At 71.8% G+C, this 14,207-nt stretch carries 8 protein-coding genes; 2 read left to right on the forward strand and 6 right to left on the reverse strand.

Features of this window, described 5'->3' with window-relative positions:
* Positions 1–156: 156 nt before the first annotated feature.
* Both ACFWW8_RS30525 and ACFWW8_RS30530 read right to left on the reverse strand, forming a co-directional pair.
* Positions 157–2,238, reverse strand: coding sequence for a CehA/McbA family metallohydrolase (locus tag ACFWW8_RS30525; protein ID WP_386533840.1), 2,082 nt, complete (start codon positions 2,236–2,238; stop codon positions 157–159).
* 249 nt (positions 2,239–2,487) lie between these two features.
* Positions 2,488–3,465: a phytanoyl-CoA dioxygenase family protein gene (locus tag ACFWW8_RS30530; RefSeq protein ID WP_386533843.1), complete on the reverse strand. Its 978-nt coding sequence runs from the start codon at positions 3,463–3,465 to the stop codon at positions 2,488–2,490.
* 340 nt (positions 3,466–3,805) lie between these two features.
* Between ACFWW8_RS30530 and ACFWW8_RS30535 the strand changes: the two genes are divergently transcribed.
* Positions 3,806–7,000 (forward strand): family 78 glycoside hydrolase catalytic domain, encoded by a 3,195-nt coding sequence (locus tag ACFWW8_RS30535; RefSeq protein WP_386533845.1) that lies wholly within the window; start codon positions 3,806–3,808, stop codon positions 6,998–7,000.
* Between the two features lie 50 nt (positions 7,001–7,050).
* On the opposite strand, the gene ACFWW8_RS30540 is transcribed toward ACFWW8_RS30535, so the two are convergent.
* The gene (locus ACFWW8_RS30540) at positions 7,051–7,953 is read right to left on the reverse strand and encodes an AraC family transcriptional regulator (RefSeq protein ID WP_386533847.1); all 903 of its coding nucleotides are present in this window, start codon (positions 7,951–7,953) and stop codon (positions 7,051–7,053) included.
* 115 nt (positions 7,954–8,068) lie between these two features.
* Between ACFWW8_RS30540 and ACFWW8_RS30545 the strand changes: the two genes are divergently transcribed.
* Complete coding sequence (locus ACFWW8_RS30545) at positions 8,069–8,830, forward strand: phytanoyl-CoA dioxygenase family protein (protein ID WP_386533850.1); 762 nt, start codon at positions 8,069–8,071, stop codon at positions 8,828–8,830.
* Between the two features lie 72 nt (positions 8,831–8,902).
* Here ACFWW8_RS30545 and ACFWW8_RS30550 read toward each other — a convergent pair whose 3' ends face one another.
* Genes ACFWW8_RS30550 through ACFWW8_RS30560 form a run of 3 tightly spaced genes read right to left on the reverse strand, consistent with a single transcriptional unit; the run spans position 8,903 to position 14,167 of the window.
* Complete coding sequence (locus ACFWW8_RS30550) at positions 8,903–9,805, reverse strand: helix-turn-helix domain-containing protein (RefSeq protein WP_386533852.1); 903 nt, start codon at positions 9,803–9,805, stop codon at positions 8,903–8,905.
* 40 nt (positions 9,806–9,845) lie between these two features.
* Positions 9,846–12,023: a family 78 glycoside hydrolase catalytic domain gene (locus ACFWW8_RS30555; RefSeq protein ID WP_386533855.1), complete on the reverse strand. Its 2,178-nt coding sequence runs from the start codon at positions 12,021–12,023 to the stop codon at positions 9,846–9,848.
* A complete protein-coding gene (locus ACFWW8_RS30560) occupies positions 12,020–14,167 on the reverse strand; it encodes a glycoside hydrolase family 36 protein (RefSeq protein ID WP_386533857.1) in 2,148 nt (715 codons plus the stop codon). Before ACFWW8_RS30560 ends, ACFWW8_RS30555 begins: the two co-directional genes overlap by 4 nt.
* Positions 14,168–14,207: the final 40 nt, after the last annotated feature.

Below are 14,207 nucleotides of genomic sequence, written 5' to 3' on the forward strand. Positions count from 1 at the left end.
ACAGCTGGGTAGCGCCCTTGACTGGGGCTGGGGGTCAAGGGGTCGCAGGTTCGCATTCCTTCGTCCCGACGGTGAAGAGCAGTGCACAGGTGCCCTTCGGGGCCTCTCTGACCATGTCCGGAGGCATGGCCTCCCTCTTTCGCCGAACACTGACGATCAAGGCCGGTCGCGCAGGTCGACCGGCGTAGCGGTCACCTCGCTCGCAACCTCGGGACCGGCGGCGTAGAAGGGGCGGGCGGCGTCGACAGCGGCGAGCAAGTCGATCCGCTGCCGGTCGTCGCGGAACCGGCCGTGCTTCTGCACGAAGCCCGCCAGCAGGTCCAGCCACCGACGGCAGAAGGCGAGGTCGGGCTCGCGCCGTACGCCGGCTCCGTCCACGTCCAGCCACGTGGCACCGGTGTGCGACCACGCCCGCTCGGCCAGCCCGTCGGGGTGCGCCCCGCCCGTACAGCGCGCCGCCACCCAGGTCGGCTCCCGCACCTCCAGGTCGAGCGACACCGCGAGCGGCCCGTCGCCTTCGGCGGAGCCGAGCACACGCCCGCCTTCCGTGACCACTTCAAGCCGGCGTGCCTCGGGCCCATGCGCCGTTGCCGACAGGCGAACGCTCCGCCCGGCCGGGCCGTCGATCCGGCTGCCCTCGACCTGTCCGTCCACCCGCAGCCGGACCCACGGACCGTTCGTGACGACGACGGGGCCGCTGCGCAGGGCGCGGCTGAACGCCTCCGGATCGTGGTCGCCACCCGTCCACGCGTAGACCCGCCCGGCGCCCGGCGGGCCAGAGAAGGCAGCGGCCCGGCTGAAGGACAGGAAGGCATCGGTCCCGGCCGTCGGCGCGAGCCGCAGCCCGCAGCCCAGCAGGCGGTACCAGAGCTCGGCCGGGCCGGAGGGGTCGACCGAGTAGAGCAGGTCGATGCTGTCGACCAGGCCAAGCGCGGCGTCCACCACCAGCTCCCTCGCCTCCACCGAGCGGATCACCCAGTCGAAGAGGTGATCCGGCGCCGACTCGGCATCCCGGGGGAAGGGGCGGACTACGGGGTGGCAGTAGCCGATGGCCGCGCCTCCCGCCCGCAGCTCGGCCGCCGTCTCCGCGTTCGCGGGCCAGTCCCAAGGGTGCGAGCTGCCCTCGTGCCCCGTCGCCCAGCGAGCGGGTGAGGTGTGCCCGCCCGTGGCGTGGAAGTGGCCCAACAGGTCGTTGCGGAACTCGACCCCGAAGGCTGTCGTGCCGTGCTCGTGCCGCAGCGGACGCCCCAGCCGGCTCTCCACGAGCACCTGGTCGTAGATCTCGTCGCCGTGCCAGTTGCCGGCGACCAGTCCCATCAGGTCCAGCCCCTCGCCCTGCTGCATGAGGACCGCGTCGTGCAGCGAGACCACCTGGTCACCCGAGTAGTTCGCGTGCACGTGCAGGTCCGCGCCGGTCCAGCCGCCGCCGTCGCCATCCCACCAGCGCTCCGGCTCGAGGTGCAGCCGTGTCGTGCCGCCGGCGTGCAGCTCGGCTCGCTCCGAGACGGAGGTGTACTCCGCACCCCGCGCCGCCGTCACGCGCACCTCACCGGCTGGCACCTCGAGCGTCGCTTCCTGCGCGTGGAAGAACGGCCGGTCGCGGGCGTCGTACTTCAGCCGGCCTCCCGCGGGGGCCCACGGCTGTCCCGCCGCGTCGACGACGCTCCATCGGACGGGTGTGGTGGCCGAGAGTTCCAGCACGGCTGAAGGCACGCGGCGTACGGCGGCCGACAGGTCGACCGTCACCGTACCGGCGCGCAGCGACGCGAGCCCGAGCTCAGGCTCCAGCTCCATCCGGCCGACCGCACCGGCCGCCACCGTCCACGCACCGGCTGCACCCCTGACATCGACCGCATGGGGCGCGTCGTTCACGACGACCACCAGCACACCTCCGGGACACCAGGTCGCGGGGCCCCGGGAGCCGTCAAGCACGTGCAGCGGTTCGCCGTACCGCACGGTCCCGGTCAGGACGTCGACGACGACGACACCGGGAGGCAGCGGCGCGTCCGCGGTCACCAGCAGCCGGAGTGCGGCGGCGCGGTCGACGCGCCGGTCCTCCCCCACGGCGGCGAGAACCGGGCCGAGCGCCGGCACACCCCAGCGGCGGGCCAGATCAAGCACGTCCAACATGACGTCGGGCGCTTCGGCCCCCCAGTCCAGTGGGGATTCGGCGAGCAGCGCGCGGTAGCGCGCCAGCGCCTCGCCGACCGCGGGGGGCAGCTCGTCGTCGCAGCACATGGCGGTCCCTCTCTTGCCGGACGTGACCTGTGAGATCACGACGGCAGCTCGATGACGTCCTCGCGAGGACTGGCCTGTTGGGGAGCCTCTGCCTCGGCGGATGACAGCCCGCGTACGAGGCCGAGGGCTTCCCGGGTCCCAGCGCTTCGGCCCCTGCACCTCCAGCGCCGACGCGGGCAACCACGACGGCACGGGGAGCGACCCCGAGCACAGCCGGACGGGGCGGCCAACTCCAACCAGGGCATGTGGTCAGCAAATTCTGCGGGCTCCCGGCTCGAGAAGCGATTCGTCCCACGGGACGTACGAGAGCCGATCCGGGTTCCAGTAGTGCATCAAGTCCGCGTTCTCGCTTGACCATCCCTGGTAGATGTCGTCCCAGGAGCGATCCGCGTGGTTCGTCAGTGAGCGGGCTTCGATCACGTCGTCGCCACGCTGGTAGCGGACGTCCATGGAGATGCGGACTTCGTCGCGGACCACTGCGGGCAACGACTGATGGACCGTGAGGCTGGGAAATGTCACCACGTCGCCCACGGCGAAGTCGCCGCCGACCCAGTTGGTCTCTTGCGCGCACAGCTGCGCACCCCAGTTGGTCCAGTAGCCGTCACTGTCCCCGGTTCCCACCGGCAGGCGGCCCTGCCGGTGGGAACCACGCAGGATGACGAGCGGACCGCTCGCAAGACCGCAGTCCCCGACGGGAAACCAGCAGGTCCACGTGTCGGTACTCCCCTGAACGAGCGGGAAGTCCTGATGGGGTGGGGTCGCGCCGGTCGACGGGTGCGCCGTCATGGCGCGCATGATGTGACGCGGATGGACAAACACGTCGTCGGTGCCGAAAAGCCTGCGATAGAGGTCCAGGAGCGCCGGCTGGTGCGGCAGCCGATGCAGCTCCGGCAGCCTCTGCATGGCGGCATAGAGCTCCGCGGTGACGCCGATGTCGACCCGCATCTGGTCGGCGGGCAGCTGGTTGAGGCGGGCGAGGTCCAGTTTTCCGTCGAGCGGATCGGCATCCGGTCCCCGTAGACCATGCTCGGACAGTATGTCGAGGACTTTGGAGCGTAGCTGCACGATCGGCTCCGGATCGAGCAGGCCGCGGAAGAACAGATATCCATCGCGCTCGGATCGGGCCCGCAACTCAGCCGGGTGGCTGAGGAGTTCGGTGGATTCCTCGAATGGCGTCAGATCAGCGGCTTGGACCTTCACCGGAACCGAAGACATGGTTTCGCTCATGGCCCACAGGCTAGGAACTGGCCTCCTCGCCGCACCATGGGGAAAACGCTCCGTTCATGGACGATCTGATCAGCGCCGTCGGCTCTGGGTCGCGCCACAGCTCACCAACCGCCCGGATCCTGACGCACCGGTCGGCAGGCCGCGGCTCGGGAGGCCGCAGGCATCCTCAGCCTCGCTCTGCCGCAACACCTGCCGGGTCCGGCCGAGGAGGCTTCGGTCGCGTCAACTCCGTTGTCTGTGACGGCCTTCCGGACGCGCAGCCGCTCCAGCACTCCGAGGCTCGCCGGGGTTGACGCGTCGCAGCGCGCCCTCCTAGCGTGCCTGAAACGATTCACCATCCGTGCTGTCGGCCATGTCGCCCGAGAGGAGCACTCCCGTGGGGGTTCTGCGCGTCGTCAAGCCCACCGTCGAGTACGCCACATGCCCCCTCGGGCTCGATACGGAACGGCCCCGGCTGAGCTGGCAGCTGCTCTCCGACCGACCGGATCACGCGCAGAGCGCCTACCAGATACGTGTCGCGACCAGCGCCGACGTAATCAACGACTGTGTCATCTGGGACAGTTCACGGGTGAAGTCCGACCAGTCGGTGCTGGTTCCCTACGCCGGTCCCGCGCTTGTCCCCCGCACCCGATACCACTGGTCGGTGCGCGTCTGGGACGCGGACGGTGTGGCAAGCGCATGGAGCGGGCCCTCCTGGTGGGAGACCGGACTCATGGACGGCTCGGACTGGACCGGCCGCTGGATCGGCGTCCCGGCAGCCCTCGCGGGCCCGGCGGCAGCGACCCCGCTGCCTGGGGTGCCGCCTCTGGGAGGGGCCCAGTGGATACGTCTGGCGGACAGCAGCGCGCGGAGGCCGGCGGAGACCGGAGCCTCAGCCGCGATCCGCTGGTTCCGCATCCCCATCGACGTACCGGAGGGTGTCCGCCGGGCCTGTCTGGTGCTGGCCGCCGACGGCGGCCTGACCGCCTACGTCGGCGGCACCCAGGTCCTGCACACGGTCGCCGATCCCACCGCGGAGAACTGGCGCCGTCCAGCCGTGGCCGAGGTCACCGCCCAGCTGCGGCCGGGACGCACCGCCGTAGCGGTCCGCGTCGACACGAGCAGCACCGGATCCGGAGAGGCCGCCCTCCTCGGAGTGCTGGAGTTCACCACCGCGGACGCAGTGCGCCACGTACGGACGTGCCGTACGTGGAAGACCACCGGTAGCGAACCCGCGGGTGACTGGTCAGGACCCGATTTCGACGACAGGGCTTGGGCGGCTGCCGACGAGTGGGTCCCCGAGGGTATCGCCTCGCGAGGGACGGTGGCCCCTGCCGCATCCCCCGCCTTCCAGCTGCGGCGCGAGTTCCACCTCCCCGCGAAACAGATCGCCCGCGCCCGTCTGTATGCCACCGCCCTCGGCCTGTACGAGGCGCACCTCAACGGCCGCCGCGTCGGCGCCGACGAGCTGGCCCCGGGCTGGACCGACTACCGCAAGCGGGTGCAGTACCAGACCTACGACGTCACCGACTTGCTGCGCGGCGGCGCGGCCAACACGCTCGGCTTCCACCTGGCGGACGGCTGGTACGCGGGCACCATCGCCTCCTTCGGCCGGCACCACTACGGCGACCGCCCGTCCTTGCTGGCGCAGTTGGAAGTGACGTATTACGACGGTTCGTCCGAGCGGATCGTGTCGGACCAGACGTGGCGGGCGGCGGCGGGCCCGCTGGTCTCCGCGGACCTGATCGGGGGCGAGGACTACGACGCCAGGCGCGAGACGGACGGCTGGACACAGCCCGGCTTCGACGACGCCGGATGGCAGCCGGCGGAATCTGCGGAGGTCACCACACCACCCGCGATCGTGGCCCAGGCCGATGCCCCGGTCCGAGTGACGGGCGAGCTCCCCGCCCGGCAGGTCACCGAAGTCGCCCCAGGGGTCTTCGTCTTCGATCTGGGCCAGAACATGGTCGGTTCGGTGCGCCTGAAGGTCTCCGGCGCGGCGGGCACGGTGGTGCGGCTGCGCCACGCGGAGGCACTCAACCCGGACGGCACGCTCCACACCGCCAACCTGCGGTCGGCCCGGGCCACCGACACCTACACCCTCAAAGGCGGCTCGGTGGAGGTCTACGAGCCGCGCTTCACGTTCCACGGCTTCCGCTACGCAGAGGTGACCGGCTACCCCGGGGTGCCGCCCCTGGACGCGGTGACCGGCCGGGTCATGCACACCTCGGCCCCGTTCACCATGGACTTCGAGACCGACGTACCGATGCTCAACCAGCTGCACTCCAACATCACCTGGGGCCAGCGCGGGAATTTTCTGTCCGTCCCCACCGACACCCCGGCCCGCGACGAGCGGCTCGGCTGGTCCGGGGACATCGGCGTCTTCGCCCCCACCGCGGCCTACGTCATGGGGTCGGCGCGCTTCCTCACCAAGTGGCTGCGGGACCTGTACGACGCCCAGCGGGTGGACGGCGCGTTCCCCGATGTGGCGCCGCAGATCGGCATGCTGGGTGCCGGCACCGCGGGCTGGGGCGATGCCGGCGTTTCCGTGCCGTGGGCGCTGTACCAGGCGTACGGGGACACCCGGGTGCTCAAGGAGGCATGGGAGCCGGCCAAACGCTGGCTGGACTACCTGCACCAGCACAGCGACGGCTACCTGCGTCCCGTCACCGGCTACGGTGACTGGCTCAACATGCGCGACGAGACGCCCAAGGACGTCCTCGCCACCGCCTTCTTCGCCCACAGCGCCCACCTGGTTGCCCGCATGGCACGGGTTCTCGGTGACGACCCAGCCCCCTATGAGAAGCTCTCCGCCGCCGTCCGCGGAGCCTTTTGCGCGGCCTATGTCGCGCAGGACGGCGCCCGTATCGAGGGTGACACCCAGACCGCGTACGTACTCGCCCTGTCCATGGATCTGTTGCCGGAGCCGGAGCGTGGCCGGGCCGCGGACCGCCTGGTGGAGCTGATCGAGGCGCGGGACGGGCACCTGTCGACGGGCTTCCTCGGCACGCCGCAGCTGCTCGGGGCGCTCACGGCCGCGGGGCGCACGGACGTGGCGTACCGGCTGCTGCTCCAGGAGTCGTTCCCCGGCTGGGGTTACCAGATCGCCCGCGGTGCCACCACCATGTGGGAGCACTGGGACTCCGTGAGGCAGGACGGCGGCTTCCAGGACGCGGGGATGAACTCCTTCAACCACTACGCCTACGGCGCGGTCGGCGCGTGGATGTACGCCACCATCGGCGGCATCGCGCCCGCCGCGCCCGGCTTCCGGCGCCTGGTCATCCGCCCGCGCCCCTGCGGTGTGGTGACGGCTGCGCGCGCCCGCTTCGACTCGCTCTACGGCCCGGTCACCACCCGCTGGGAGGCGGGCGGCGGCGGCTTCGCTCTCCGTCTCGGCCTGCCGGTGGGCACCGCCGCCGAGGTGTGGGTCCCCGCCCGAGCCGCGGCGGATGTCGGTTCCGGCGACACGGAGTTCCTGCGGATGGACGACGGCTGCGCGGTCTTCGCCGCCGGTTCGGGCTGTCACCTGTTCACTACCGGACCACTCGCTCGGTGAGCGTCGCGACGGCCCCGGCACCGTAGCGGTGGAGCGCGCGTCTCGTCCCGTCATCCCACGTCGTCTCCCGCCGCGCGGTAGGCGGTCGGGCTGAGGCCGTAGTGCGTCCGGAACCGGCGGGAGAAGTAGTTCGGGTCGGGCCAGCCGACCGCGGCACCGACGCGCGCCACAGGCCGTGTGGTGCCCCGCAGCAGCGCCGCCGCGCTCTCCGCCCGCGCGCGGGCGAGGTAGGCCATCGGCGGGAGCCCGATGTGGCTGGTGAACATCCGGGTGAGATGGCCCGTACTGACCGCGAGTGCGGCGGCGAGCCGGGCCGGGGTCCAGGCCTGTGCCAGATCGGACTCCAGCAGCCGTACGGCGCCGAGTACGAGCGGGTGGGCCGAGGGTCCGTCCGCCCGGGCGGTCGGGACGGGTGCCTGCGGCGCCGCCGCGGCGAGAGCGTCGAGGAAGACCGCGAGCCGGCCGAGCACACCGATTCTGTGGACCGGGCCGTCGTGCCCGGCCGCCGCGGCCAGTTCACCGAGGAGCGACAGACACCGCGTGTGGTGTTCCGCATCGAGCCGGAACCCGAAGACGCCGGCGTTTCCCGGCGCGCTCGGCCCGCCCCACAGCAAGTGGTTGACGGCCGGTTCGGTGCGGATCCAGGCGAGGTCAGCGCGGAGGAGCTCGGCCGCGAAGCAGCAGTTGACCACCGTGAGACCGGTGCAGTCCACGTAGCCGTGCCAGGGCCCCGGCCGGAGCACGATGACGTCCCCCGCGGCGAGCGGCCGGCCCCCGGCCGCGGTCAGGTGCCGCCCCCGCCCGGAGACGACGAGGGCGATCTCCAGGAAGTCGTGGCTGTGTCCGGGCACGTTGCCGGTCAGCCGGTGGCGGCCAGTGTGCACCGGGACCCGGGCTGGGAACAGGCAGTTGCCGTGCAACAGGCCGTCGAACTGGGTGTCTTGGTACGGCACATCACTATCGTGCTACCTCCTGCGAGTCGATGGCTAGCCCCGCTGCCACCGGGACGACCAGCATCAGGGGTATCGCTGAGACCCCCTGCGGGGGCCGAGGAGGTTGAGGAGCACGATGGAGCTTTCCGAAGAGAGCGTGGAGCACTACCGGCGGCACGGCTTCGTGCGCGTGCCCGGAGTCCTCTCGGCGACCGAGGCCGCGGACTACGCCCGCGTCGCCGCCGAACTGCCCGGTGCATCGTCGACCGGCCCGGAGATGCGGGCCTTCAGGCAGTACGTCAACGTCTGGCGCACGAACGCGGCGTTGCGCGCGCTCACCCTGCACCCGAAGCTCTCGGCCCTGGCACACCAGCTGGCCGGCGTGCCCCTGCGTCTGTGGCACGACCAGGTGCTCGTCAAGCCGCCGCACCACGAGACCGCGACCGAGTTCCACCAAGATCACCCGTACTGGCCGCACCGGGCCTGCCGGCACGCGCTGTCCGCCTGGGTCGCGCTGGTCGACGTACCGGCCGAGCGCGGCTGCATGACCTTCCTGCCCGGCTCCCATACCCACACGGGGCTGCGGCCCCAGGACCTCCACAAGGAAGGGGACTTGTTCGAGATAGACCCCGCACTGCGGTGGAGCCAGCGGGTCACCGTCCCGTTGCGTGCCGGGGACATCACCTTCCACAACAGCTACACCGGGCACATGGCCCTGCCCAACCGCACGGACGCGGCACGGCTCGCGCACGTCGTGATCTATATGGACGCGGACACGGTATACGACGGTCGTCCGCACCCGGTCACGGACGGCGTCGGCCTCCTGCCCGGCGACCGTCTCGACGGCGGCCTGTTCCCTCCGCTGACGTCGGCCGCCGCGGGGTCCCGATCCGAATGACCGTGGGGCGCCGCCCTGTTGCGGCGCCCCCCTTTCCGCGCGTTGCCCGCTGACGTATCCGCGCCTTCCTGGTCACAGGACGTGCTGGGCGCTCCGCCACTCCCGTGGTGACCGACCGACGTGCTGCCTGAACAGGCGGGAGAAGTAGTACGGGTCGGCCACACCGCACCGCCGGGCGACCTGACCGACCGTGAGGCCCGTCGTGCGCAGAAGCTCCTGGGCCCGGGCGATCCGCCGTGTCGCGACCCAACCCATCGGCGAGGTATCGAGGTGCCGGCGGAACCGACGCGCGAGCGTCGCGACGCCACAGCCCGCCACGCCGGCCAGCTCGCCGATCGTGAGCCGACGGTGCAGCTCTTGGTCGACGTACTGCAGCACGCGACGCAGATCGTCGGGGACGAGCGCCCCGTACGACGGCCCGGCCGCTCCGAGCGACTCCGACAGCTCATGGAGGACCAACGTCCCGAGCGCCCGCATCAGCTCTTCGTCCGGCACACCCCGCCGGAACACCTCGACCGCGTACAAGGAGACATCCACCAACCGCGGGCGTTCCTCGGCGGAGGAGACCACGACCGATCCGCCGGAAAGGATCGAGCCGTCGCGCCGCCACTCGCATGCCGTGAGCGGGTGATCGCGGTCGTGCGAAACGTCGGCCACCACCCGGTGGCCGGGGTCGTGCTCGGGTATGAGATGCGTGCCGGCGAGCAGGAACGGGTCCAGCGCGTCGGCGGCATACCGGATCGACCGCCCCCACGGCAGGATGAGAAGCACTCCAGCACCCATCACATGTCGCTGTCCGTTGACCCAGACCTGGCCGCCTCCTCTCCGGCACAGGAGGACCATGCGTGACTCGACCCGTGCGTGCCTCAGCCGCCGGCCGGGCGGGAACTGGTACATGTTCGCCTGGCTCACGACCGGGAACGGCTCCCCACTGACCATGAGCAGATTGTCCAGCAACCGTGCGTCCGATGTCATCGCCCAGGCGCACGGCGCCGCGGACTTGTGAGACGGAGGGTCACCTCGGAAGGACGAGGTTCAGCTGCGCGCCGGGCTCCAGCCTGTGCACGAGATCGCCCTGGCGCAGCTCCACCTGCGCGGTGGAGCGAGCCGACCAGCGCATCGCCTTACCGTCCCGCCGCCACAACACCTCTATCACTCCCCCACCGGGAAGCGGCAGTTGACCGGACGCCCCCGTCCGCTCGCCGGCGAGTACCTCAAGGCGCAGCCCGCCGTCGGGCTGCACCCAGAGTCCGAGCAGCATCCGCGACAGCAGCCACGTCGGGGTTCCGGACCACTGGTGGCACCGGCTCCACCGGGGGTCGAAGTTCTCCCACCATGTCGTGGCTCCCTGGTCGAGCAGCCAGCCGTAGAGCTCCTCGATCCGTTCGAGCACCTCGTGCGCCCGGCCACGACGGGCCAGCTCGATGAGCGAGAAGTGCAGGAAGTACGGAGTCACGAAGCGCTCGCCTGTGGCGAGGTGGCTGGACAGCCGTGGTCCGGTGGCGTCGAGGGGGAAGCAGGAGTCGAGGTGGTCGAGCACCTGCTGCACGGCGGCGGGCTCGGCGCTCGACGGCAGGACTCCGGCGCGGAGCGCCAGGGACGCGGCGTGGTAGCCGAGCGGTTCGGCGGACGTGCGAAGAGTCAGCGTCTCGCGCAGCGCCGCGGCGGCCTCGTCGACGGCCGCGGTGGCGCTGTGTCCCACCTCGCGCAGCCAGCGGGCTGAGGCGTCCAGTCCGTCGAGGGCCAGCAGCGAGATCGAGAGGCCGTCGTCTGCGGCGCCCCAGTCCACGAACGGCCACGGCAGTGGACCCTCGACCCCCTGGGGACCGAGGCGGGCGCAGAACGCCGCCGCGTTGCGTGCCGCGGCCGGTGCCAGCTCGCTGAGCAGCTTGCGGCTGCCGGAGAGCGCGGCATGCCGCAGGACCGCCCCCGGCCACAGCGCGGAGTACGACGCGAGGTGCCGGACGGCACCGGGCCCCTGACCGGCCACGAACCCGTCGTCGTCGGCGCAGCCGGACGCCATCCGCAGCGAGCGCTCCACGATTCGCAGATCCCCGTGCGAGACGGCGGCGATCTCCATGCCGACCACGGCATCGCCCAGCCACTGGCCACGCTCGCGCACCGGGCAGTCGACGAGGGCGTCCTCGGAGCAGGCCCGCAGCGTGTCGATGCCGACCTGCCAGATGCGATCGAGCCTGTGAGAGCCGGTCGCCAGGCTGCCGACCGGGTCGGCGGGGGCGCTGCTGCGCTCGTCGAAGCGCAACTCCCCGATATGGACCGGCGAGCCCTCGGTCAGCACGTGCACCTCGACCCAGCGCCCGGCGCGGGGAGTCACCGGCCCGAGCCGCTGCTGCCCGCCGGCGGCGACGTAATGGTCGAGGTTCGCCGACAGGCCGTTGCTCATCGAGATCCACGGCGTGACCCGGCCATCGAGGAGGTCTTCGCTGTAGAGCAGATCGACGGTGGCGCCCGGGGGCGCGCTGATCTCGACACTCGGGCGCCCGAGCCGGACGCGGCCGAGGTCGAAGCGCGCCCACGCCCCCTGCGCGGGCACCTGCCCGTCCGGCGCCAACTGCCGGGCGAACACCGTGGCAGCGGGGTCGTCCTCGGGAAGCAGCAGGCGCTCGACCAGTTCCCCCTGCGCCACCCGTACGGCGGTGAGGGGCGCGGAGGACACCGGTGGGCCCATGTCGGGAGCGGGGACCGGCAGGCCGGGTACCGACACGGCGGGCGTCCACGTGTCAGCGGCGGCGCAGGGGCCCGTCCACGCCGGCAGCTCGCGCATGTCGCACCACTCGACGAAACCGAGGTTGTCGTTGACGCGGCGGACCCTGGGCCGGAACGCATGCAGCGGCGCTGCCCGCCAGTCGGGGTCGGGTTGTCCCTCGACCTCGACCCACAGGTGCGGCGTCACGACCTCTGCCTGTTCGGTCGGCACGCCCGGGTGCACGACGTGGAACGCCACCACGTGCGGACCGGGAGCGAGGTCGAGCGCCGTCTCGACGTGCTCGGGGTGGTCGGCGGGGGCGCGTGGCGGTCCTTCGGCGACGGGCTCGCCGTCGACGTGCAGCACCGCCCACCACGAGGCGGAGAAGCGCACGACGAGACGGCGCTGCTCCGGCAGGTCGACCACCGCGCGGATGCCCACGTGCGCGTCGATCTCAGGCGCGCCATCGGTCCACAGGTGCGTCATGTCGCCTCCCGGGAGTTCGTGTCGACAGGGCGTACGGCGACGGCGACGGCGTCGAACCGGTCGGGAAGGTGGAGCGTGAGCTCACTGCCGCCCACCAGTTCCTGCGGTGCAGCTCCCGCCGGGAAGGTCTGGACGTGGTAGCGCTGGCCTTCGCGCAGCCCGTGCGGGCGCACCCGCAGCCGGTCGTCCTCGGTGTCCTGCCGCCACACCCCGAGCAGGCAGCCGGCCGGGGAGAAGACCTCCAGAGCCGTCAGCGCCTCGGTGCGATGCAGCGGCTGCTCGGGGCCGTGCCGGCGCACCGACGCCATCGCGAGCAGGTCGGCCGAGGCGTTCGCGAAGGCCACCGCCTCGACCATCAGCGCCCGTTGGTCCTCGTCGAGGCGGTCCACGGGCCCACTGAGGGTCATACGCCCGAGCAGCCCTGTGACCAGTCGGTAGCGCGTCTCGGCGAGGCTCAGGTCCGGCTCGAGCACGGCCCAGCTGACGGCCTGCGACGGGTGCAGTACGTCCACCACCGCACGCAGCACGTTGGGGAAGCTGCGCCAGCCGCCGTTCCAGTGGCCGTGATCGCTGACGCTGCCGAGATGCGTGCGTGACAGCAGGCCGTAGCTCGTACGCCCGCCGCCGCTCGCGCAGTTCTCCAGTACGACGTGCGGATGCCGGGCGCGCAGCCCGTCGAGCACCCCCTGCCAGCCCGCGGCAAGCTCCAGCGCGCCTTGCCCCGGTCCGTGCGGCGTCGCATCCGGTCCCGGGACGACCTCGGTGTTGTAGTCGAACTTGAAGTACGCGTAGCCGTGGTCGACGAGCCCGTCCAGCACGCCGGCCAGGTGGTCGCGGACCTGTGGTTGCCGCAGATCGAGGAAGGCCCGGCCCGCGTCGAGCAGCGGCCGGCCGTCGCGCTGCAGCAGCCAGTCCGGGTGCTCGGCCACGAGGCGCGAGGCGACCCCGGCGACCTCGGGTTCGAGCCAGATGCCCGGTACGAGCCCGGCGTCGCTCAGGTCTCCCGCCAGGGCTTTCATGCCCGCGGGAAAGCGGCTCTCGTCGTGCGTCCAGTCCCCCGCCAGGGTCCACCAGGTGGCGATCTCCCCCTCCGGCGTCTGCGGTGAGTACCACCCGGCGTCCAGGACGAAGGTCTCGACGCCGGTGCCGGTCAGCGCGGCCGTCTGGGCCGCGACGGTGGAGGCGTCGAGCGTGTTCATGGTCGCGTGGTACTCGTTGTAGACGACTCCGCGACGCGGTTCCCGCGGTGCCTGGTGCAGCCAGCGGTGCCGGTGAAAGGCATCGACCGCCTCTGCGCGGTCACCCTCCACGGCACCGATGACGACCGGCACCGTCTCCAACTGCTGCCCTCTTCGCAGCACATGGCGCCAGTGTCCACCGGCGTAGTGGGGGCCGCCGGCCTGCGTGTAGACGGTGCCGGAGTCGGCGCCGACCTCCATGCGCCAGCTGGCGCCGGCGTCGACCTGCATGCCGTACGAGATGCCGGTCGCGCGGTCCTCGAGGACGTAGAACGGCAGTATGTGCTTCGACGACCACGAACCGGTCGTCTCCACCGACCAGGCGTTGATACAGGACTCCGGGTACAGCGCGATGTCCGTCACCGGCCGCGACCGCAGGGCCCCCTCCCAGCACCAGCCACCGTCGTAGGTGTGCAGCCACAGGGCGTCGAAATCGCCGTGTGCCGCCAGGCCGCGCAGCATGCCGCTGCTGACGTGGTCGATGGCGAGCGGCACCTCGGTCGCGCGGACGCTCGTCCAGCGGGTCAGGCAGGAAGAACCCGGCCTCGCCAGGAAGTGCAGGTCCATCTCCAGACCCTTCTCGCCCGACGAGCTGAGCACCACGTGCAGGCCACCGTCCCCCAGCCGTTCGGCCCGGTGGCTTTGGACCGTGGTGCTGTCTGTGCTGCCGCAGCCCGTCCACCGGGTGCCGTGCTGAGGGAGCGGGCGGTCGTCCCCGGCCAACTGCAGCTCGGCCTCGGCGCCGAGCCGGCCGCCGCGCACCTGTGTGAGTTCCTCGGCGCCGAGCCGGTGGCTCGGGCCGAACGCGACCTGCCGCGCCGTACCGGCGATGTCGACCGCGTGCACCACGCCTGCGGTACTGAGCAGCAGAAGCGACCCGTCGACGTCAAGCTCGGGGCGCGTCACCGCCGCCGCCCCCGGGTGGCGCAGCGACCCGTCACCGGGA

The organism is Streptomyces sp. NPDC058701 (assembly GCF_042715295.1).
Classification (GTDB): Bacteria; Actinomycetota; Actinomycetes; order Streptomycetales; family Streptomycetaceae; genus Streptomyces.

Coding starts and splice junctions, on each gene's coding strand:
- ACFWW8_RS30550 (WP_386533852.1), bottom strand. CDS start 9,805: ATGACATCGGACGCACGGTTGCTGGACAATCTGCTCATGGTCAGTGGG.
- ACFWW8_RS30525 (WP_386533840.1), bottom strand. CDS start 2,238: ATGTGCTGCGACGACGAGCTGCCCCCCGCGGTCGGCGAGGCGCTGGCG.
- ACFWW8_RS30555 (WP_386533855.1), bottom strand. CDS start 12,023: ATGACGCACCTGTGGACCGATGGCGCGCCTGAGATCGACGCGCACGTG.
- ACFWW8_RS30545 (WP_386533850.1), top strand. CDS start 8,069: ATGGAGCTTTCCGAAGAGAGCGTGGAGCACTACCGGCGGCACGGCTTC.
- ACFWW8_RS30530 (WP_386533843.1), bottom strand. CDS start 3,465: ATGAGCGAAACCATGTCTTCGGTTCCGGTGAAGGTCCAAGCCGCTGAT.